We start from the raw sequence: 19,026 nt of genomic DNA, 5'->3' as shown, positions 1-19,026 counted from the left end.
GGGGAGATCACGATGACAGCCATGAGCTTTTCTGCCGTGCAGTGTCCGGCGCCGTCACGTTCGACGACGCTCGCCGTCGTCGCAGGGCTCGCCTGCGCGCTTGCGATCGGCAAAGCGCTGCCGGTGACGATGGATACCGTCTCAGGCGTGCTGACCCCGCTCTGCGCCACGGCGGCGGAGAGCTCGCCGCTCGACAAGGTCGAGCCGATCGGCTCCTACGCGCTGCCGAACGTCCCGGGCAAGCGCGTCACCATCGTGCGCGTGTCCTATGGTCCGGGCGGGTTTTCGCGGCCGCATCGTCACGCGGGCTCGGTGACGGCCTACATCACCAAGGGCGAGATCCGCTCGCAGCTCGGTGGTGGCCCGGTCGAGACGTTTGGCGTCGGCCAGTCCTTCTTTGAGCCGCCCGGCTCGACGCATCTCGTCTCGGCCAATGCCAGCGCGACCGAGCCCGCGGAGTTGATCGCGGTGTTCGTGGCAGATGAGGGCGCCCAGCTCACGACATTCTTGGAGTAGCTGGCACTCGAATTCGAGATCGCCGTGTTCAGGCCGACTGCGATCGCCTCAACCGTTTCCATGCCGGCGCGAGACCGTATTCGACTGCCGGAATTGCAAGTGCGCCGACAAGCAGTCCAAGTGCGCCTGAGATGGCTGCCTCGACCGACCATTCGATGATGCCGGCAACCGATGGAAGGGCATGCGCGGCGGCCTCGGTCGCGGCATGCACCGCGCGGCCGATCGCGGGCGGGCCGTATTTTTCGATGCCGTGCAGGATGATGCCGCCGCCGACCCAGATCATGGCGGCGGTGCCGATGGTGCTCAGCACCGCCAGGAAGGCTGGCATGCCGCGGACGAGCGCGCGTCCAAGCAGGCGGATCGCGCCGCCAATGACAGAGGCGCCGTCGTAGCGCGCAAGTGCCACGCCGACATCGTCCGCCTTCACGATCAGCGCGACCACGCCATAGACCCCAACGGTGATAAAGAGGCCGACCAGCGCCAACACCAGCGCCTGCGTCCAGATGCTGCCCGCCGGGAGGGCCGCCAGCGTGATCGCCATGATTTCCGCCGACAGGATGAAATCCGTCTTGATGGCACTCGCGACCTTCTCGTCCTCGACCGACCGGGCATTCAACGCAATCGGCTGGAGTTGAGCCTCGTGGTGGTGCGCATGATGCGGCGTCACGGCTTCGAGCACCTTTTCGGCGCCCTCGTAGCAGAGAAAGGCTCCGCCCAGCATGAGCAGCGGCGTGACCGCGGCGGGAAGGAGATAGCCGAGCAGCAGGGCAATGGGCAGCAGAATCAGCAACTTATTGCGTAGCGATCCGACCGCGATTTTACCGACGATCGGCAGTTCGCGTTTCGAAGCGAAACCGATGACGTAGTTCGGCGTGACGGCCGCGTCATCGATGACCACGCCAGCCGCCTTTGTGCCCGCCTTGGCAGCCTGGCTCGCCACATCGTCGAGCGAGGCGGCTGCCACCTTTGCAATCGCCGCGATATCATCGAGAAGACCGATCAGTCCGACACTCATCAACCTTGTCCCTTCTTCGTTCGGGCCGGTGGTGCGCGCGACAACACGCTCTTGCACCGCCCGGCATCGGAACGAGCAAGCCGTCAATTGTCCTCGCCGCTCGATCCCTCGCGCAGGTCCGGCTTGAGCACGTCCTCGGGCAGCGCATGCGCCACAGGCTGCGTGGCCCCCGCAATGTCCGGCCCGACCTCGCGGCCGCGGGCGCGGATCAGGCGTTCATAGGCAGAGACCAGCGTGACGTAGGGGCTGACCCAGATCCAGCCGTCGCGGGTGAACACCTGGACGTCGAAATGCAGGTGCATCGACGTGCCGGCGGGATGGTCGAGATAGTTCGAGATCACGCCGATCTTCTCGCCTTCGGTGACGATGCGGCCATTGAGGACGCCATCGGCGTTCATCGCCTGCGGATTCATGTGCATGTAGCGGAAACGGATGTGCTCGGTGCGGCTGTTGACTTGAAGCGTCGCGGCCTGGTCCTTGGCTCCGCGGATGACGATCGCATCGCGTACGGCGACGACGCCGCGCTGCTTGGGATCGCAGGGCTCGCGGCCTTCACCGGGCGGCGGGCAGTCGGCGGCGCGGATGTCCTCGCCCTGGTGGCCGTAGCCTCCACCACATTGCCACACCTCGAAACTGCGTGACTCGCAGAAATTGTCGCGCCAGGGATAGGCGGTCGGACCTTCGCTCTTGTCGCGCTTGCCATAGGATTGCGAACGCACGAAGGCGGGCGCCTTCTCCAGCGGAAAGCGGATCTGGGCATAGGCGATTGTGTCGGGATGGCCGCCCTGCTTGCGGTAGCCGGTGTTCGGGATGATGTCGCCGCTCGGCCGGTAGCTGAAATCCGGTGAACGCGCCGCGGGGCGATCGATGACGTTGGAGGCAATGTCCGTCAGCGACCGCATGCGCTGGCCGCCTGCGACGCGCAGCGCCTTCAGGAAGCGCTCGGCAACCGGATGGGCCTCCTTGCAGGCGAGCCGCCGCGGCCTGGCGACGCTGTCGAGGCACTGGATCGACACCACATAGGCGACGCCGAAACGGGTGAAGGCGTAGCGAACATAGCCTTCCCGGATGAACTTGCGCAGGTCCGGGTAGGTTGCCGCGAGCGGCTTGACCGGCTCGCCCTTGCCGCCGGCGGGATCGGCGATGTCGTAGACGAGCGCTGAGCCCGTGATTTGCACCTCGACGGGCCTTGCGAACACCCGGCTCGGCATGCCCTCGCCGGCGCCGGGCTCGAACGAGAAGGTCGCGCTGTAGCCGGCAGGACCGGCATCGAACATGTCGACGGGATTGAAGTCAGCCTGGTAGCGCGACAGCGCGAGCGTCACCGGTGCGCCGCTGCGCTGCGCCTCGAGGTACGCGGCGGCGTCGAACGGCAGCAGCACGGGCACGGGACTTCGGGTAATGCCAGTGAAGAAGCGTGAGGAGATCGCGTTGAGCTGCACCAGCGCGGGCATCGCGCGCGGATCGTAGCGCGGCACCGAACGGCGCGGTGCGAAGATGAAGTCGCCCGCAATCTGCGGGCGGCTGTTGATCTCGATACGGAGCTGGTCGAGCGCCGCGCGCCAGTCGACGCGCAGGGCCGTGAGCGAGGGGCTGCGGAATTCATCCGCAGCGAGCGGTCCGGCAATGAGGAACGACAGCAACGCCGGGAGAAGCGAGACGAAGCGGAAACTCTTCCTGCCCACTGCCTCGCCCCCGGCGGTACCTGTTCCGATCCTCGATTGCTCGCTTAGTCCTTGGCGCGCTCGGAGTAGGAGCCGTCCTCGGTCATCACCACGATGCGGGTGCCGACCGAGATGTGCGGCGGCACGGTGGTGCGCACGCCGTTCGACAGCACCGCGGGCTTGTAGGAGGACGATGCGGTCTGGCCCTTGGTCACGGGCTCGGTCTCGACCACCTCCAGCGTCACGCGCTGCGGCAGCGCGATCGACACCGGGTTTGTGTCGTGCATCGACAGCTTGACCGTCATGCTCTCCTGGAGATACGCGGCGGCGTCGCCGACGACGTCCTTGGAGACCTGGACCTGGTCGTAGGTCTCCGGGTTCATGAAGTGATAGCCGTCGCCATCTTCATAAAGATAGGTGTAGTTACGCTCTTCGATCGTGGCCTTTTCGACCTGGTCGGTGGTCTTGTAGCGTTCGGAGATCTTTACCCCGTCCGAGATTCGGCGCATTTCGATCTGGCTGACCGGGGTGCCCTTGCCGGGATGGATGTTCTCGGCGCTCACGACGACATAAAGCTTGCCGTCTTGCTCGATCACGTTGCCCTTGCGAATAGAACTGGCGATGACTCTCAAAGCTGTATTTCCTGCTTGCTTGGCCCGGCACCAGCCAGGGCGTGGTCAAATCAATGGGGGACTTGGGGCCTCAAATCGGACCTCGGCGCCCGTTTCGGGCCGCAACATACCCATTTTGCCGTTGGATGCCAGCACTTTGCTGCTGGTTGGGGCGGTCGGTTAATGGCTGGGGACAAGCCAATCTCGCCGTTCTGGTCGCTCTCGCGGCACCTCGACCGGCGGCCGTTCCTCCAGGCCAGGAGCGCCGTGACCGGAGCCTTGCGGGGCTTTTTCGCCGAGCAGGGCTTCGTGGAGGTCGAAACCTCGGTCCTGCAGGTCTCCCCGGGCAATGAGACCCATCTGCACGCCCCCCGGACCGAGATCATGCGGCCCGACGGCAGCCGGGCCAGCCGATACTTGCGGACCTCGCCGGAATTTGCCTGCAAGAAGCTGCTGGCGGCAGGCGAGACGCGGATTTTCGAGTTCGCCCGGGTGTTCCGGGACCGCGAGCGCGGCGACCTGCATCTGCCCGAATTCACCATGCTGGAATGGTACCGGGCAGGTGCCCCCTATGACACCATCATGGCCGATTGCGTCGTCGTGATCGCCCGTGCGGCGCAGGCGACCGGCATCGGGACCTTCGCCTTCCGCGGCCGGACCGCCGATCCCTTCGCCGAGCCGGAGCTCCTGACGGTGGCGGGCGCCTTCGAGCGCTTCGCCGGCATCGACCTGCTGTCGACAATTTCGGGCGGCGAGGGTAACCGTGCCGCGCTCGCCGCGGCGGCGCGCGGCAAGGTGCGAGTGGCCGAGGACGACACCTGGTCCGACATCTTCAGCAAGGTCCTGGTCGAGCATGTCGAGCCACATCTGGGGCAGGGGCGTTTGACCATCCTGTTTGAATACCCATCTCCAGAAGCGGCGCTGGCGCGGGTGAAAGCGGACGATCCGAGGGTCGCCGAGCGTTTCGAGGTCTATGCGTGCGGCGTCGAGCTCGCCAACGGCTTTGGAGAGCTGACCGATGCCGAGGAGCAGCGAAAACGCTTCACGGAATCGATGACGGAGAAGCAGCGTCGCTACGGCGAAGCCTATCCGCTCGACGAGGACTTTCTGGCCGCGGTCGCCGCAATGCCGGAGGCCAGTGGCGTTGCACTCGGCTTCGACCGGCTGGTCATGCTGGCGAGCGGCGCAACACGAATTGATCAGGTGGTGTGGACACCGCCTGCGGATGAGAGATGACGAAGACGAATCTTGCACGCACCCTGCGCGAGCCTGCCGAGCTGGTGGCCGAGGGCCTGGCCCCGGCATCGGCGCTGCCGGCGCTCGAACGCGTTGCCGCGCGCTATGCCGTGGCGATCACGCCCGATCTGGTCGAGCTGATCGAGACGACCGATCCCGACGATCCCATCGCGCGGCAGTTCGTTCCGACCGCGGCCGAGCTGGACGTGCAGCCGGGCGAGAGCGCCGATCCGATCGGCGACCATCCGCATTCGCCGGTTCCCGGGATCGTGCATCGCTATCCCGACCGCGTGTTGTTCAAGCTCGTTCACGTCTGCGCGGTCTATTGCCGGTTCTGCTTCCGCCGCGAGATGGTCGGGCCCGGCAAGGAGAATGCGCTGTCGGACAGCGCCTATCGCGCGGCGATCGACTACATCCGCTCGCATGGCGAGATCTGGGAAGTGATCCTGACCGGCGGCGACCCCCTGATGCTGTCGCCGCGTCGCATGAGCGAGATCATGGCCGACCTCGCGGCAATCGATCACGTCAAGATCATCCGTCTTCACACCCGCGTGCCCGTGGCCGAGCCCGCGCGCATCAGCGATGAGATGGTTGCGGCACTGAAGGTCGAAGGAGCCACCACCTGGGTTGCGCTGCATGCCAACCATGCGCGGGAGCTGACCGGAACGGCGCGCGCCGCCTGCGCGCGTCTCGTCGATGCCGGCATTCCCATGGTGAGCCAGTCCGTGCTCTTGCGCGGCGTCAATGACGACATCGTCGCTCTGTCGGATTTGATGCGAGCTTTCGTCGAATGCCGGATCAAGCCCTATTACCTGCATCACGGTGATCTCGCGCCCGGCACCGTGCATTTGCGAACGACGCTGGCCGAGGGGCAGGATTTGATGCGGCAGTTGCGCGGGCGGGTGTCGGGGCTGTGTCAGCCTGACTACGTCATCGATATTCCCGGCGGCGCCGGCAAATCACCGGCCGGACCGAACTATGTGTCGGTGGCACAAAATATCGCAGACGATGCGCGTGAAGCGGGAGCCGAAACGCGCTATCGTATCGTGGACTATTGCGGCGACGTTCATCTCTATCCGCCCGAGGTATGAGTGGCGATGGCATGGACGCCGATTTGAGAATGGAGGAACGGACATGAAGAAGATCATGCTGGCAGCATCGCTCGTGGTCTTGCTCGGGGGCGCGGCGGTTGCACAGACCGGCGGCTCCAAGGGATCGACATCAAGCGGTGCGTCCTCCGGAACGGTGTTGCCGGCGCCTGTCGGTCATCGCCAGCCACGCGCCAGCGATGTGCCGAGCGAGAAGAATCTGACCGATCCGAACAATCCCATGAACAAGGAAGACGCTCTGCTCGACAAGAAAATCAAGAGCATCTGTCGCGGCTGCTAGGCTGCGACTGCGGCGGGCAGGGCGCGACAGCTCGCCCCGCCCGCAACTTAGCAGGCTTACGCTGTGCGCTCGTGCAGCCCTGCGCGCCGGGTGTTGCGGCGGATCTCGACCGCGTCGGCGAGCTGCTCGAGCACGGCTGCCGTGGCCGACCAGTCGATGCAGCCGTCGGTGATGCTCTGGCCGTAAGTGAGCGGCTTGCCCGGCACCACATCCTGTCGGCCGGCAACGAGGTTGCTCTCGATCATCACGCCCATGATGCGGCTCTCGCCGCCCGAGATCTGACTGGCGATATCGGCCATCACCAGCGGCTGGTTCTCCGGCTTCTTGCTCGAATTGGCATGGCTCGCATCGACCATCACGAGCGGCGCGACGCCGGATCTGGTCAATTCATTGCAGGCGGCCGCGACGCTTGCCGCATCGTAGTTCGGCTTGCTGCCGCCGCGCAGGATGATGTGGCAATCCTCGTTGCCGGCGGTGGAGGCGATCGCCGAACGGCCGCGCTTCGTCACCGCCATGAAGTGATGCGGATGCGAGGCCGACTTCACCGCGTCCGCCGCGATCCGCACATTGCCGTCGGTGCCGTTCTTGAAGCCGACCGGGCAGGACAGCCCAGAGGCCAGCTCGCGATGGATCTGGCTCTCGGTCGTGCGCGCGCCGATCGCGGCCCAGGACACGAGGTCTGCGATGTATTGCGGCGTCGTCATATCAAGGAATTCGGTGCCCGCGGGCAGGCCGAGATTGTTCACCGCCGACAGCACGTTGCGCGCCAGCCGCAGGCCCTTGTTGATGTCGAAGCTGCCGTCGAGATCGGGGTCGTTGATCAGGCCCTTCCAGCCAACGGTTGTGCGCGGCTTCTCGAAATAGACCCGCATCACGATCTCGAGCTGGTCGGCGAGGTCCTCGCGCAGCTTCGTCAGGCGCTCGGCGTAGTCGAGCGCGGCCTTGGGATCATGCACCGAGCAGGGGCCGACCACGACCAGCAGGCGATCGTCCTGGCCGCTCAGGATGGCGTGGATGGCGTTGCGGGCGGCCATCACCACGCGTGTTGCGGTGAGCGTACGCGGGACCTCCCGCATTACCTCTTCCGGCGTGCTCAGTTCTTTCAGTTCACGGATGCGAAGATCGTCGGTCGTGCTCAGCACGGCGGGCTCCTGTCTGTGTTGGAAACCTGCCGGCCAATAAAAAAGCCGCCAGGTCTGGCGGCTGTTCGGACGTTTGCTTCAATATTCAGATTGAGCGCGATCCTCCTGCCGCCAGCAAGCTGTCGTAGCTAAAGTACCAAAAATAGCTGGTGGCGACGGTGATCATGGCAGGGCATATAGCGTGCCGCTGCCGGGTTGTCACCCCCCAAAAGGGCGCAGGGCACGATGGGGCGTCTCAGGTGTTGCTGTTGCGCGCCGCCAGCGCCATGCCGATCAGCGTGGCGCCGCCGAACAGCAGGTTGATACCGACGAGGATGCCGATCGCCCATTCCGCCGAGCTCGGCAGTCCCGTGATCACCATGAACGAGATCGCGATGTCGACGATGCCCGAGATCAGGAGCCACGACCAGCGGCTGCTCAGCTCGCGGCGGTGCTCCAGTGCGTACATGATGGTGGCGACGCCCTCGGCGAGGAAATAGGCGCCGAGCACGATGGTCAGCGTCAGCACGGCCTGCATCGGCCGGGCCAGCAGCAGCATACCGGCGAGCACGGCCAGCGCGGCCGAGATCAGCGACCACCAGAAGCCTGGCGTGCTGCGCGCCCAGTAAGTCGCGATCAGTCCGCCGATACCGCTGATCAGGAACATCCAGCCAAGGAAGATCGCGGTCGCAAGACTCGCGAGCGGCGGGAGGACCAATGCGGTAACGCCGAGAACCACGAGCAGGATGCCTTCGAACAGGAAGGCCTTCCAATGCGCCTTGACCGCCTGGCTCATCGCGGATTGCAGCCGTGAAAATTCCTCAGGCGATGTCATGAGGGCCTCGATCTCGTAAGCGGTCCATGCGGCTCAATCTAATAGCTGCGCACCGTGCTTGCCATCCCGCGCCTCAGCCACCGCCGGGCGCCGAGGAAAAACCTTCCGCGCTGGTGCGGATGCGGTTGCGGCCGAGAATGTAGATCGCCGTTGTGACAATCAGAAGCGCGAGGCCGAGCAGGATCGAGACGAAACCAATCGGGATCAGGGCCAGCGTCAGGTTGCGCTCGGGGTTGATCAGCCAGTGGTGGATCGAGGTCAGCACGAAGGCGAGCCCGAGAAAGCCGATGCCGCCGCCGGCAAGCAGCAACGCCCACATCCGCCGCAACTGGCTGAGCCGCTCGCGGGCCACATCGGTCCGCGGCGCATGGTGGCGCGCGACGCGCCGGACCAGACGGATGGCGAAGGCAATCGAGCTGAAGCCGACCAGGAGGCTCGCCGCACCCAGCCACATCCGGAGCGTTGGATCGAGATCGGGCATGCGCTGGAGCGTCAGCAGCGGGAAGTCGAAGGCCGAATGCAGCGCGAGCGGGCCGGCGAAGATCAAGAGCCGGCTGGAGAGACGGGCCCAATCGCGATGGTGGCGGTTCGCGCCCAGCGCCGTGCCGGCGCGCGCAATCGTCAGGTATGCGCCGGCAATGATGCCGAGCGCGCCGTGGAATGGCACGGTCAGCACGCTGCGCAGGGCGGCCAGCGAGCGCCACATCTCGGCGTGCTGGACCAGATAGGCGAGGTTCTCGTAGGCGGCGAAGCCGAGGCCGACCGCGGCGCCATAGACCACGGTGTCCATCGGATTGGCAAAGGTCCGCCGCTTGGTCGAGGAGACCAGCACGATGGCGATCACCTTGACGGCCTCCTCGGGCAGCGCGACGCCGAAGATCGAATGCATGGCCAGCGCCGCCCAGGGGTCGTCGGGGGCGGCGACCATCTTGGCGAAGGGGGCGCGGGCGAGACCCAGCAGCGAAATGCTGGCCGCGCCGAGCAGGAAGGCAGTCCAGACCTGGGCCGGCGGGCCGGGGCGCTCCTCGGCGGCAATGACAAGCCACAGCATTAGCAGCGCCGGGGCGATGGCGGCAGTTCCAAGGACGGTCGGTAGCGCTTCAATCAGGTACATCGGCGCCGAAAATAGGTTCCCTTGATCCGCTTATCTACGTTCACCGATGCGACCATGTGTCATGCGCCTGCTGTCGGCTGGCTTAACGCGCGCGACAGCTTCCGTTCATCGGCGCCGCAAACCAGGAATAAGAATACAAGCGCAATCAATTGCATGACAAAGAATGCTCGTCGTCCATGGCAACAACCGCGTGCCGGATATGGGATCGAGATTGGCGAGCCAGATCAAGGAAATGCGCAGGTTTCTTCGATTCTTGGCGCACCTGGTCCGGCGGCGGCCCGCGCTTTTCCGGCTCAGTGCGTGGTGATCGGAGTCGGCGCGTCGGGTGCGACGTCGAAGGCGCCGAGATGGAATTCCTCGCCGATGGACTCGTGTGACTCGGAATGCTGTGCCAGCAGCGTGAACGCGGCCTGCGGGTATCGCTTCCAGATCTCGATATCGCCGGCAGTGATGGTGAGCCAGCCGAACGTGTACATGTAGCGTCCGGGCTCGGTGACCCGGCCGACCCTGTCCCAGGTGATCTTACCAACTTTGATTTTATCAACCGTGATCTTGTCGACTGCCATTCGGTCCCCCGATCGCAAGTCTGCAAAATGACGTCCGGCACCGGGCACAGACCCCCGAAGGCTGATCCCGCAATGGGGCCGCGATAGGGCGGGGAAGCGGAGGATCAGGCCGACTGCAGCAAGGGCGTGCGGACGATCAGGCGATCGAGGTCGTCCCGGTTCTGCTTTTCGGCGAATTTGAGCGCAAAGCCGTGGCCGAACTTGCGGATCACCCGCCCGACGCAGGCGCCGACCGCAAGCGGGGTTCCGACCGCCGGATCGTATTCGGAGGATACCGCGACACCGGCCGTCGAGACGTCGATGATGAAGCACGGGTGACTGCTGCCGTCCGCGAGGGTCAGGACGGTGTGCGAGACCTGCGGAACGAAACGCGCGTCACGCCGCAGCTCGCGAACGCTGGCGTCCTTCTGCTTCTTCTCGAGCCAGGTCAGCTTTTCCGACATCCAGGCGCGCCGCGCCCGCGTCATCTCGAGCTCCATCAGGAAGCCCGCCTTCAGTGTCGCGCTGATGGTGCACTGGAATTCGCCGAAATCCTGGAAGTAGGAGGTCACGCGCTCGCCGACCTTGCCGACGACGGGCACGTCCACGATCATCCGGAAGGGCGAGACACGTTTGGTTCGGCAGGCGAAGCTGCGGAGCTTGCCCTCGCAATCGTACCAGCGGGGCAGCGAGTAGCTGCCGCTCACAGCAAGGTCCACTGCTCGCTGCCTGAGGAACTCTGCGACGGACATCTGCGCCAATCTGTTTTTGGATCATTCCCGTAGTTCCACGGTAGCCGTGAAACTCTAAGCAATTGATACCGGCGCTCATGAGCAGGGGTAAATTTCCGGTAAATGCGCGGGCCGGAGTCGCGCTACAGCGCGCGGCGTAAGGTCACAACGTCGTCATTGCGTTCAGGCCAGGCCGAGCAGCACCAGCACGCCAACGACAACGATGAACTTGATCGCCGTTCCGGCCAGGCTGTCCGGGCTGATTGCCAATCCAAACCACGGACCTGCGCGCCGGATCGTCAACGCTGCGAGCGCGTCGAAAATGGCGAGCATGAGAGCGATGCCGGCGATCGCAGACCATGTGTCGGCTGGCGGCATCCACGCCGCGAGCCAGGCGGGGACGGAGCCTTTTGCGGACACGAGCAGCGCGATCCAGGCGAACCAGAACCCGATGCCCTTGATGATGTCGGGCCCGATCGTCTCGGGCTCGAACCTGATACCGAGCGCGCCGAGCGCGCTTTCGATGCGCGTGCCGTCGACCAGGAAGAGAAACGCGCCGAGGTAGAGTGGAACGCGGGACTGGACAAGGAGCGCAACGATGCCGAACAGGACTGCGCAGCCATAGGCATCACCGAGAAGGGTCAGGCCGGGTGCGAGCGGCGACCGGGCCGGCGGCTGCGCGGCCGCGGCCCGGCGCTGCGGAAGCGACCTGGCGCGCGCCATATGTTCGAGCATCTTGGCACGCCGGTCCGGCGCATAGGGAACCGTACGATGCATCCAGGACGGCGGCTGCGAGGCAGCGCCGGAATGGCCTTTGGGGATGGTCTCGCGCTGCTCCATGGGCCCGTACCGGTTCCGATCGGACGTTGGTCGAAGTTCGGAAGCGGGGAGGTTCATGCCGCGGCGGTCAATTTCTCGCCTTTGGCGCTCCCTAGCGGAATCGAACCGCTCTCTCCACCGTGAAAGGGTGGCGTCCTAACCGATAGACGAAGGGAGCAAACGCAGGGCCCCGCCGCTTTTCGCAGCACGGCCGCTGGCCGGCCGAACGGTGCCCGGCGGCTTGCAGCGGGCGAACGTATAGTGGCCTTTCCGCTCCCGGGCAAGCCGTTCGGGAACGGACTTTTGGCTCCGGTGGACAGCGCCGGCCCCGGGATCATCCGGAGCCGATTTCAACGGATTCTTAGGGTTCCCTGCGTAGCGCTGGACGGGGAGATTTTCGCCAATGCCACCGCCGAAGAAGCGCGCAGCCCGCAAGCTGCTGTCGCAGCACGCCTGGATCACACTCGACGGCGGCTTCGCCGCGCGGCACTGCCTGGTCCAGGACATTTCGGACACGGGCGCCAAGATCACGCTGGACGAGGACGCGAGCCAGCTTCCGGGCGTGATCCGGATGGCCTTCGCACGCGATGCGCGCACCGGGCGGAGCTGCCAGGTGATCTGGCGCCGCGGCAAGTCGGCCGGCGTCAAATTCATCTGATCGCGGACGCGAACGGCGCCGATGGCGCGCGGCAGCGGTCCGGGCTACAAGGCGGCGATGCGCACGCCGCTCCTCATCCTGATCTCGTTGCTGGCCACGCCTGCGACCGCGGCGGAGAGCCTGCGCCTGCCGCGTGCCGAGCGGCCGCAGGCGGGCAAGGAGAGCGGCAAGGCGCTGCCGCTCGCAGGCACGGCCGGGAAGGCGAGGGCAGGCTCCTGCGCCTCCTATGGTCCGCGCTTCGTGATGGTCGAGGGCACCGGCACCTGCGTGATGGTCGGCGGCTCGATCAGCGTCGACACCAGCATCCGGCGCTGAAGGCCATGCCTGCGGATCTGGTGCGGCTCGACATCATCGTCCCCGTGGTGATGTATTGCGCGCTGCTGTGGTGGGTCGGCCGCGGCCTTGGCTGGCCCGCGCGCCTCGCCACCGCCGCGGTGACGCTGCTGCTGATCATCTCAGTGCTGCTGGTCGAGCGCGGCTGGCGCTAGCGCCACAACAAAAACTGCGAAAACAACCCCATGCACAGTAGCCGTCAAGCGCTGCCGTGACGCCGGAGCAGCGCGCCGGCACGCCGATTCCTCGCGCGATCGTCGCAGCTTGCGCCGTGCCAGCGCTCACGACATCGGCGGTGCGACGAATTGCGCAAATCCGGGCCGCTTGCCGAGCTCGGCGAGCCAGCGGGTGAGGTGCGGCTGCGCCGGCCGGCTGATGCCTTCGACGCCGAGCCAGCGCCGCGCATAGGACCCGATCGCGATGTCCGCCAGCGTGAACTGTTCGCCCTCGATGAAGCGGCGCGTGGCGAGCAGGCGGTCGGCGATGGCCCAGACCTCGGCGGCGGCATCGGCATCGCGCTGTACCTGAATCATGTCGCGCTCGGCGGGCGCCGTGCGCACGATGCCCCAGAACACCGGGCGGTCGACCGGCTGCACCGTCGACAGCGTCCAGTCGAGCCAGCGGTCGATCGAGGCGCGCGGCTTCGGCGCGTCAGGGTAGATCGGCGTGCCGTGCCCATGCGCGAGGCAGAGATAGCGCATGATCGAATTGGACTCCCACAGCACGAAGTCGCCCTCGACCAGCGTCGGGATCCGCGCGTTGGGATTCATCGCCAGATACTCGGCCTCGCGGGTCTTGCCGTATTGCATGCCGGCGTCGATGCGTTCGTAAGCGAGGCCGAGCTCGGTGAGGCACCACAGCACCTTCTGCACGTTGACCGAATTGGCGCGGCCCCAGATCGTCAGCTTGGCGTCAGGCATGAAAGCGTCCCCCGCGGCGTTGTTGTGTCGTAGCCCGGATGGAGCGAAGCGCAATCCGGGGTGCTTCGATTGTGGCAGTCCCGGATTACGCTTGCGCTCCATCCGGGCTACAAATCCACCTCGCGTGGGTGATAGCGGAATTCGGTGCCCGGAGCGATGCGCGTTGCCGCGCGCCCCTCATGCAAAAAGCTCCGCACGCGGCGGAGCTCTCATTGCAAAGTTGAACCCGACGGTCAGCGGCCGAAGAACAGCCACAACAGAATGATCACCGGGATCGGCACGCCAAGCATCCACAGCAACAGCCCTCTCGCCATCGCATCCTCCTCCAATCGGCTTCGTTGGAGGGTGAACGCCGGCCGCGAGTGCTCGTTCCCGCGCAAAACCTACCAGTGGCCGGTGTTGGGCATCGATGCCCACGGCTCCTGCGGCGGCTTCGGCTCGCCCTTCTGCAACAGCTCGATCGAGTGCAGGTCCGGCGAGCGGACGAAGGCCATGTTGCCGTCGCGCGGGGGACGGTTGATGGTGACGCCGGCCTTCATCAGCCTCTCGCACGTGGCGTAGATGTCGTCGACCTCATAGGCGAGATGGCCGAAGAAGCGGTCCTCGCCGTACTTCTCTTCATCCCAATTGTAAGTGAGCTCGACCAGCGGCGCGCCGCGCGTCTGCGGCTGCTTCTTCAGCCCTTCGAGATCGTCCGCAGAACAGAGGAAGACCAGCGTGAAGCGTCCCTTGTCATTCTCGATCCGCCGCACCTCCTTCAAGCCCAGCGCATCCTGGTAAAACTTCAGCGCGACATCGAGATTGCGCACGCGCAGCATGGTGTGGAGGTATCGCATGGTTGTTGCTCCCTGGTGGAGGGTTTTGTCTTGGGCCGGGACGGCGGGGGTAGGAAATAGCAGGAAAAGGGCAGGAGGGGCAGGGGCGGGATGCACATGCGGGTGAAGGAAGCGGCTGTTCAAACGGAGATAAGGCCGCTGAGGACGGATGCCGTCCAATTTGATGCACTAGACCGCACCCGCGAAGCGAGATGATGATTCCGGAAGTTCCTTCATTTGCCGCACGATCTATCGAATGTTATCATCAACAAATTGTTCTCCTGCCCAGCCCGAGCGACAAAACTGATCGCCCCCGTGGAAATTGACCCATCCCTCCTTTATAGCGCACTCCGCGCCGGAGAGTCCGCCGGGAAGTTGAACGCAACCTTGAAGGCTCACGGCCTTTACAGCTCATTCCAGTATGTGTTGCGACTCTCCCCCGCTGTACACAAGAAGCTTGCGGAAGTGGGAGGTGGAATAAAGACGTCACGTGAAGCCGGCTTCGACGGCGCGCAGGCCTTTTCCACCTTGCTCCACGAGACGGTTCACTGGTGGCAGCATATCGGCTCGACTTACGGCCTCATGCTGAGCCTTACCTACCCCGTGCAGGCGCACGCAAATTACAAGGCCCTGAAAGAACTCGCCGACAAAGTCGGATTCAAAAAGTCGGTACGGCAGCTTATCGGGCAACTCTCCGGCCCGACGGGGCCCGGAACAATCAGAGGGCTTGCGAATACGATTGTAAACAATCACTTCGATTTCGGGGCATTCCGCGACCTGACCTTCAATCAGAAGACGGCCCGTGCGGCAGCAGAGAATCCTTTCTTTGAATCTGTCGGGCATTCACACGAGATAACCTACGGCAACAACTTGTTGGTTCTGGCCGCAACGCTTGACCCGGAGTTTCGCGCCTTCCAACACCCCCGCGATTGGGAAGGTCCCTTTCAAGAGCTAAGGGAAGCCAAGACACCCGGCTTCTACTACGGATCCCGTGTCACACTCTGGCCGGTCGGGGTGCACGAAATATTCGAAGGGCAAGCCTGCTTCTGCCAACTCCAATATCTAACCTTCGCATCTGGCGGGCGCTTGGGTTGGGATGACTACCGCATGCTTGGTATGCTGCATGGCGTCTATGAAAGGGCCTTTCAATTATTCCTGAAGGAGACCGGCTTGCCATGGCCATCTACGGTCGATCATCCAACGGTCGCCTTGTTCCTGCTGATTTGCGACATGGCCATTAATCCCGGGGCGGGCTTTCCATTTCCCATTACGCATCACTTTGCGTCGTTCATCACCGATACCGATCCAGGTGCGCGGTTCACGATGCTCTCAGCGCTTGTTCGGATGAAGTGCCCTGACGCGGCAACCATGATACGCCGCTATTCCAGAGCAGAGTATGAAGCTGTATCGACCATGCTGGCAGCCCAACTGCTCGTCGAGAGTCCCATGTCTATCGCCGAACGCTGCTCCAAATGGAGTGCACCGGGCGCACCCTTTGAGAGTTTGATGCGGGAAAAAGACACCTTTGACTACGCGCCTACAAACCTGCCAGTGCGCGTCTTGTTCTCTCACTTCCTCGCATTCATGCAGGACAAGTTCAGCCGGCCCGAATACTTCTGCTGGCCGGGCGCGTGGATGGCTGGAGAGCGCGCGGCAGAGGAGGCAAGGCGGCTCTTCGAGAAGCATCAGGCGCTTTTCATTGACAAGGAAGATGATGACGGCGTCTTCCCCCGGCTGCACCCGGACAAAGAAGAGGCGCAAGTGCAAAAAGTCTTTAGCGCGTTCTACGCGACTACCGTCACCTACGACTTGACGGACCAATGGATTTCGCAACCTGGGCCCTTCCGCTACGGCTATGACTGGCTTTCGCAGACGACCGACACGAGCGTGATGAAGGCTTTCGCAGATGGAAACTTCCGCCAGGTCTACGGGATATATCCCGATGATGTTGAGTGCCTCTGAATTGGCCTCGAACTCGGATTTCAGAATGGGTGCATTATCGCTTGGTACGGGTACGGTGACAGTTTCGTCACGCCACAAGGCCCTTGATGGGTTTCGCTTCGCTCTATCCATCCTACGAGCTTTCACCGCGATGGCGATTCCGCTCGGACTGCATCACGTTCGAAGCAGTGCCGCCATTTCTTTCCAATGATAGATCCGCACCTTCTCGGTTTGATGCCGCGCGGCTTTGGCGATGGCGTGCGCGATGTCGTTGCCGGAGAGCCCGCGATAACGGTCGGCCGGGCCAACGAGCAGCGGATTGAGCACGCCCCATATCGCGATGATGAGGCGTTCACGCGGGCGGTCTTCGTCCCGCGCGCCGAGGATCATCGACGGGCGGAAAATATGCGTGTGCTCGAAATCGAGCGAGAGAATGTCCCGCTCCACCTCGCCCTTGGTCCTGAGATAGAACACGCCGGAGCCGGCATTGGCGCCAACGGCCGTGACCAGAAACACCGACCGCGCGCCGTTCGCCCTGGCGATCTCGGCCGCCAACACCGGATAATCATGATCGATCTTGTAGTACTCGGCCTCGTCAGGGGTGTGCTTGCGCGTCGTCCCCAGCGCGATGAAGATCTCGTCCGCAACCAATTGCGGCTTGAGTGCGGGCAGGGAAGCGAGATCGCCGATCAGCACCGTGAGCTTCGGATGGCTCACCGCCAGCGGCTTGCGGGCCACCGCCACAACCCGCGAATAGTCGGGACTGTCCAACAGGTCGCGCAGCAAATGCGAGCCGATGAAGCCGGTTGCGCCGAAGACAAGTGCGGTTTTCATTCAAGCCACCATTTTGCGTTGATTGCCTGATCGCTTGTTGAAAGTCAGCTCGTAGGATGGGTAGAGCACTTGCGAAACCCATCATGTTTCGTCGCGCAACAAGGCCCTCGATGGGTTTCGCTTCCCTCTACCCATCCTACGAGCTACGAGCTGTCACCGTAATTCTCACCATTCCTCTCGCGTGACGAGGCCAGACGGATTTCCAAGGCGATCTCTCGTATCCCCGATTTGCTGAAGCCTCGAGGGTGAGTGCCGGGGCGTACCCCGGCGCTCGTGCTCAGTAGCGTGCCCGGTTGCCGCCGCCAGGGCTGGGAGCGTTCTTGAGGGCCGCTCTGGCAGCGGCACATTGCCCGGCGTTTCGCAACTGTTGGCAGGTGGGATTCTGGTTACAGACCATGTTGGCACAGGAATTTTGCTGGCTAAGACTCTTTAGGGTCTCTCGGGCTGCGGCACACTTCCCTGCATCACGCAGCTGCTGGCACGTCGGATTCTGATGACAAACTAAGCTGGCACAAGAACTCTGCGCTTGAGCAGTCACTGTCAAAGCAAGCATCGAAAAAACAATTATGCAGATCGATTTCATAGATAACTCCCCCAATGAACGGGAGGACCTTATCGACTGCCAACAAAACCACAAGTAGCCGTTGCAAGAACACTCAATGTTCTGCATCATCGGGATATGGAGAACATTCATAAGCGCGGAGGCCGGCGGAATTACGGTGCAGCTCGTAGGATGGGTAGAGCACTTGCGAAACCCATCATGTTTCGTCACGCAACAAGGCCCTCGATGGGTTTCGCTTCGCTCTACCCATCCTACGAGCTGGGGAGTCATCGGGTCCGAAGGTTTTTTGGGGGGAGGATGCATGGTAAAACGACAAGAACGTGATAGGTTCGAACAATGCCAAAGCAAAAGCGACAGATTGGAAAAACCGGCAAGGGCGGCTTCGTTGTTGGCCGTGCCGGCTTTGCGAAGATCAGCGCTGTTGAAGGCATTCGGCTGAAGCCTGCCATGACAAAACGGGCCGCCGAAGCGGCGGCCAAGGGCCTCTCGGCGGAGGAGTATCGCCGTACGATCTTGCGTAGCTATCGCAAGGGCTAATCGTATTCGCATGTACGATGGGATTGACGATCCCTATACATACGAAAACTCCACCGTTCTTGTTAACAAGCTCGGCCTGCGGAAGCAGGAAGACCTCGACGATTTCGAAGCCGAAATCTCCAGCGCTCGATCGGCCGAGCCATTGCCTGAAGGCCAGCTGGACTTCGCGCACTACTGTGCCGTTCATCATCACCTCTTTCAGGACGTCTACGAGTGGGCAGGGAAACCACGGACGGTCCGAATATCGAAGCAAGGCAGCCCATTCTGCTTTCCTGAATATATCGACGCCCAGGCGGCGAAGCTTTTTCGGCAATTGAAGGCCGACCATTTCTTGAAGAACCTACCCGCGGCCGAGTTCGCAGCAAAAGCCGCGCACTTCCTTGCTGAGCTGAATGTCATCCATGCGTTCCGCGAAGGAAACGGGCGTTCTCAACTGTCGTTTTTTGCCATGTTGGCTGAGCGGGCAGGTCATCCCCTCGATCTTGAAAGGCTCGATCCCGGTGCCATGCTCGACGCCATGATCGCCAGTTTTGACGGGGATGAAACCGAGTTGGCCCAAATCATAGCGCGCCTCGTGAGGGCATAATTCTCGGGCAGGTCTTGATGCGCCTGCTCGGCGAGGGTCTTGAGTAGGATTCCTGGGCTCCCGTCATCGGGTTGTCCCCGGAAACCCAGTCCTTTGGTTCCTTCCGGGTGTTGCCCGCCATCGCAAGCCTCCTTTTTCCGTAGAACGTCGGACTCGACTCTTCGTTCCGTTTTTGTTCTCTTTGAGCCATATTCAAATCGCGAGGCCCAGACATGCCGGACCTGGACTTTGTCAGGCGGGAGAT

23 protein-coding genes and 1 tRNA gene are annotated in these 19,026 nt (G+C 63.4%); 10 read left to right on the top strand and 14 right to left on the bottom strand.

Annotated elements, in window-relative coordinates:
• Positions 1-12: 12 nt before the first annotated feature.
• On the top strand, positions 13-516 hold the full coding sequence (locus JQ566_RS16430) for a cupin domain-containing protein (RefSeq protein ID WP_212373480.1): 504 nt from the start codon (positions 13-15) through the stop codon (positions 514-516).
• 28 nt (positions 517-544) lie between these two features.
• On the opposite strand, the gene JQ566_RS16425 is transcribed toward JQ566_RS16430, so the two are convergent.
• From JQ566_RS16425 to efp, 3 genes are all read right to left on the bottom strand, one after another.
• Positions 545-1,531: a DUF808 domain-containing protein gene (locus tag JQ566_RS16425; protein WP_212373479.1), complete on the bottom strand. Its 987-nt coding sequence runs from the start codon at positions 1,529-1,531 to the stop codon at positions 545-547.
• A gap of 83 nt (positions 1,532-1,614) precedes the next feature.
• Positions 1,615-3,216 (bottom strand): M23 family peptidase, encoded by a 1,602-nt coding sequence (locus tag JQ566_RS16420; protein ID WP_349643328.1) that lies wholly within the window; start codon positions 3,214-3,216, stop codon positions 1,615-1,617.
• Positions 3,217-3,260: 44 nt separating this feature from the next.
• A complete protein-coding gene (gene efp / locus JQ566_RS16415; protein ID WP_212373478.1) occupies positions 3,261-3,827 on the bottom strand; it encodes an elongation factor P in 567 nt (188 codons plus the stop codon).
• Between the two features lie 162 nt (positions 3,828-3,989).
• Between efp and epmA the strand changes: the two genes are divergently transcribed.
• Genes epmA through JQ566_RS16400 form a run of 3 tightly spaced genes read left to right on the top strand, consistent with a single transcriptional unit; the run spans position 3,990 to position 6,431 of the window.
• Positions 3,990-5,042, top strand: a complete 1,053-nt coding sequence (gene epmA / locus JQ566_RS16410) for an EF-P lysine aminoacylase EpmA (protein WP_212373476.1) — start codon at positions 3,990-3,992, stop codon at positions 5,040-5,042.
• The gene (locus JQ566_RS16405) at positions 5,039-6,133 is read left to right on the top strand and encodes a lysine-2,3-aminomutase-like protein (RefSeq protein ID WP_212373474.1); all 1,095 of its coding nucleotides are present in this window, start codon (positions 5,039-5,041) and stop codon (positions 6,131-6,133) included. Before epmA ends, JQ566_RS16405 begins: the two co-directional genes overlap by 4 nt.
• Before the next feature lie 43 nt (positions 6,134-6,176).
• Positions 6,177-6,431: a hypothetical protein gene (locus tag JQ566_RS16400; protein ID WP_212373472.1), complete on the top strand. Its 255-nt coding sequence runs from the start codon at positions 6,177-6,179 to the stop codon at positions 6,429-6,431.
• 56 nt (positions 6,432-6,487) lie between these two features.
• On the opposite strand, the gene JQ566_RS16395 is transcribed toward JQ566_RS16400, so the two are convergent.
• The 7 genes from JQ566_RS16395 to JQ566_RS16365 form a co-directional block, all read right to left on the bottom strand.
• Positions 6,488-7,573: a 3-deoxy-7-phosphoheptulonate synthase gene (locus JQ566_RS16395; protein WP_212373470.1), complete on the bottom strand. Its 1,086-nt coding sequence runs from the start codon at positions 7,571-7,573 to the stop codon at positions 6,488-6,490.
• 235 nt (positions 7,574-7,808) lie between these two features.
• A complete protein-coding gene (locus JQ566_RS16390; protein ID WP_212373468.1) occupies positions 7,809-8,387 on the bottom strand; it encodes an HdeD family acid-resistance protein in 579 nt (192 codons plus the stop codon).
• 73 nt (positions 8,388-8,460) lie between these two features.
• Positions 8,461-9,501, bottom strand: a complete 1,041-nt coding sequence (locus JQ566_RS16385; protein WP_212373466.1) for a PrsW family glutamic-type intramembrane protease — start codon at positions 9,499-9,501, stop codon at positions 8,461-8,463.
• A gap of 293 nt (positions 9,502-9,794) precedes the next feature.
• Complete coding sequence (locus tag JQ566_RS16380) at positions 9,795-10,067, bottom strand: hypothetical protein (RefSeq protein WP_212373464.1); 273 nt, start codon at positions 10,065-10,067, stop codon at positions 9,795-9,797.
• Positions 10,068-10,171: 104 nt separating this feature from the next.
• A complete protein-coding gene (locus JQ566_RS16375) occupies positions 10,172-10,798 on the bottom strand; it encodes a PilZ domain-containing protein (RefSeq protein ID WP_212373462.1) in 627 nt (208 codons plus the stop codon).
• A gap of 162 nt (positions 10,799-10,960) precedes the next feature.
• Complete coding sequence (locus JQ566_RS16370) at positions 10,961-11,617, bottom strand: hypothetical protein (RefSeq protein ID WP_212373460.1); 657 nt, start codon at positions 11,615-11,617, stop codon at positions 10,961-10,963.
• A gap of 82 nt (positions 11,618-11,699) precedes the next feature.
• Positions 11,700-11,774 (bottom strand) — tRNA-Glu (locus JQ566_RS16365).
• 225 nt (positions 11,775-11,999) lie between these two features.
• Here JQ566_RS16365 and JQ566_RS16360 point away from each other — a divergent pair.
• The 3 genes from JQ566_RS16360 to JQ566_RS16350 are packed head-to-tail and all read left to right on the top strand — an operon-like array spanning position 12,000 to position 12,742.
• Entirely contained in the window at positions 12,000-12,254 is a 255-nt protein-coding gene (locus JQ566_RS16360) for a PilZ domain-containing protein (RefSeq protein WP_212373459.1), read from the top strand.
• A 57-nt stretch (positions 12,255-12,311) separates the two neighbouring features.
• Complete coding sequence (locus JQ566_RS16355; protein WP_212373591.1) at positions 12,312-12,569, top strand: hypothetical protein; 258 nt, start codon at positions 12,312-12,314, stop codon at positions 12,567-12,569.
• A 5-nt stretch (positions 12,570-12,574) separates the two neighbouring features.
• The gene (locus JQ566_RS16350) at positions 12,575-12,742 is read left to right on the top strand and encodes a hypothetical protein (RefSeq protein WP_212373457.1); all 168 of its coding nucleotides are present in this window, start codon (positions 12,575-12,577) and stop codon (positions 12,740-12,742) included.
• A 126-nt stretch (positions 12,743-12,868) separates the two neighbouring features.
• Here JQ566_RS16350 and JQ566_RS16345 read toward each other — a convergent pair whose 3' ends face one another.
• Both JQ566_RS16345 and JQ566_RS16340 read right to left on the bottom strand, forming a co-directional pair.
• The gene (locus tag JQ566_RS16345; RefSeq protein WP_212373455.1) at positions 12,869-13,507 is read right to left on the bottom strand and encodes a glutathione S-transferase family protein; all 639 of its coding nucleotides are present in this window, start codon (positions 13,505-13,507) and stop codon (positions 12,869-12,871) included.
• Between the two features lie 383 nt (positions 13,508-13,890).
• On the bottom strand, positions 13,891-14,343 hold the full coding sequence (locus JQ566_RS16340) for a VOC family protein (protein ID WP_212373453.1): 453 nt from the start codon (positions 14,341-14,343) through the stop codon (positions 13,891-13,893).
• Between the two features lie 354 nt (positions 14,344-14,697).
• Here JQ566_RS16340 and JQ566_RS16335 point away from each other — a divergent pair, with 354 nt between their 5' ends.
• Entirely contained in the window at positions 14,698-16,284 is a 1,587-nt protein-coding gene (locus tag JQ566_RS16335; RefSeq protein ID WP_212373451.1) for a hypothetical protein, read from the top strand.
• A gap of 153 nt (positions 16,285-16,437) precedes the next feature.
• On the opposite strand, the gene JQ566_RS16330 is transcribed toward JQ566_RS16335, so the two are convergent.
• Positions 16,438-17,097, bottom strand: coding sequence for an oxidoreductase (locus JQ566_RS16330; protein WP_212373449.1), 660 nt, complete (start codon positions 17,095-17,097; stop codon positions 16,438-16,440).
• Between the two features lie 898 nt (positions 17,098-17,995).
• Here JQ566_RS16330 and JQ566_RS16325 point away from each other — a divergent pair.
• Together JQ566_RS16325 and JQ566_RS16320 are read left to right on the top strand one after the other, a co-directional pair.
• On the top strand, positions 17,996-18,196 hold the full coding sequence (locus JQ566_RS16325; protein WP_212373448.1) for a hypothetical protein: 201 nt from the start codon (positions 17,996-17,998) through the stop codon (positions 18,194-18,196).
• Positions 18,197-18,206: 10 nt separating this feature from the next.
• Positions 18,207-18,782: a Fic/DOC family protein gene (locus JQ566_RS16320; RefSeq protein WP_212373447.1), complete on the top strand. Its 576-nt coding sequence runs from the start codon at positions 18,207-18,209 to the stop codon at positions 18,780-18,782.
• On the opposite strand, the gene JQ566_RS34580 is transcribed toward JQ566_RS16320, so the two are convergent.
• Positions 18,757-18,903, bottom strand: coding sequence for a DUF3072 domain-containing protein (locus JQ566_RS34580; RefSeq protein WP_249139495.1), 147 nt, complete (start codon positions 18,901-18,903; stop codon positions 18,757-18,759). The two genes, JQ566_RS16320 and JQ566_RS34580, sit on opposite strands and share 26 nt — an antisense overlap.
• Between the last annotated feature and the right edge of the window lie 123 nt (positions 18,904-19,026).

Source organism: Bradyrhizobium sp. SZCCT0231, from assembly GCF_018130245.1.
GTDB lineage: Bacteria > Pseudomonadota > Alphaproteobacteria > Rhizobiales > Xanthobacteraceae > Bradyrhizobium > Bradyrhizobium japonicum_F.
Note: the sequence above shows the minus strand (reverse complement) of the source record. Positions and strands in the feature narration are given on the sequence as shown.

Excerpts from the sequence above, each read along its gene's own strand:
- JQ566_RS16430 (WP_212373480.1), top strand. The coding sequence starts at position 13 with ATGACAGCCATGAGCTTTTCTGCCGTGCAGTGTCCGGCGCCGTCACGT.
- JQ566_RS16425 (WP_212373479.1), bottom strand. The coding sequence starts at position 1,531 with ATGAGTGTCGGACTGATCGGTCTTCTCGATGATATCGCGGCGATTGCA.
- epmA (WP_212373476.1), top strand. The coding sequence starts at position 3,990 with ATGGCTGGGGACAAGCCAATCTCGCCGTTCTGGTCGCTCTCGCGGCAC.
- JQ566_RS16405 (WP_212373474.1), top strand. The coding sequence starts at position 5,039 with ATGACGAAGACGAATCTTGCACGCACCCTGCGCGAGCCTGCCGAGCTG.
- JQ566_RS16400 (WP_212373472.1), top strand. The coding sequence starts at position 6,177 with ATGAAGAAGATCATGCTGGCAGCATCGCTCGTGGTCTTGCTCGGGGGC.
- JQ566_RS16390 (WP_212373468.1), bottom strand. The coding sequence starts at position 8,387 with ATGACATCGCCTGAGGAATTTTCACGGCTGCAATCCGCGATGAGCCAG.
- JQ566_RS16385 (WP_212373466.1), bottom strand. The coding sequence starts at position 9,501 with ATGTACCTGATTGAAGCGCTACCGACCGTCCTTGGAACTGCCGCCATC.
- JQ566_RS16380 (WP_212373464.1), bottom strand. The coding sequence starts at position 10,067 with ATGGCAGTCGACAAGATCACGGTTGATAAAATCAAAGTTGGTAAGATC.
- JQ566_RS16375 (WP_212373462.1), bottom strand. The coding sequence starts at position 10,798 with ATGTCCGTCGCAGAGTTCCTCAGGCAGCGAGCAGTGGACCTTGCTGTG.
- JQ566_RS16370 (WP_212373460.1), bottom strand. The coding sequence starts at position 11,617 with ATGGAGCAGCGCGAGACCATCCCCAAAGGCCATTCCGGCGCTGCCTCG.
- JQ566_RS16360 (WP_212373459.1), top strand. The coding sequence starts at position 12,000 with ATGCCACCGCCGAAGAAGCGCGCAGCCCGCAAGCTGCTGTCGCAGCAC.
- JQ566_RS16355 (WP_212373591.1), top strand. The coding sequence starts at position 12,312 with ATGCGCACGCCGCTCCTCATCCTGATCTCGTTGCTGGCCACGCCTGCG.
- JQ566_RS16350 (WP_212373457.1), top strand. The coding sequence starts at position 12,575 with ATGCCTGCGGATCTGGTGCGGCTCGACATCATCGTCCCCGTGGTGATG.
- JQ566_RS16345 (WP_212373455.1), bottom strand. The coding sequence starts at position 13,507 with ATGCCTGACGCCAAGCTGACGATCTGGGGCCGCGCCAATTCGGTCAAC.
- JQ566_RS16340 (WP_212373453.1), bottom strand. The coding sequence starts at position 14,343 with ATGCGATACCTCCACACCATGCTGCGCGTGCGCAATCTCGATGTCGCG.
- JQ566_RS16330 (WP_212373449.1), bottom strand. The coding sequence starts at position 17,097 with ATGAAAACCGCACTTGTCTTCGGCGCAACCGGCTTCATCGGCTCGCAT.
- JQ566_RS16325 (WP_212373448.1), top strand. The coding sequence starts at position 17,996 with ATGCCAAAGCAAAAGCGACAGATTGGAAAAACCGGCAAGGGCGGCTTC.
- JQ566_RS16320 (WP_212373447.1), top strand. The coding sequence starts at position 18,207 with ATGTACGATGGGATTGACGATCCCTATACATACGAAAACTCCACCGTT.
- JQ566_RS34580 (WP_249139495.1), bottom strand. The coding sequence starts at position 18,903 with ATGGCGGGCAACACCCGGAAGGAACCAAAGGACTGGGTTTCCGGGGAC.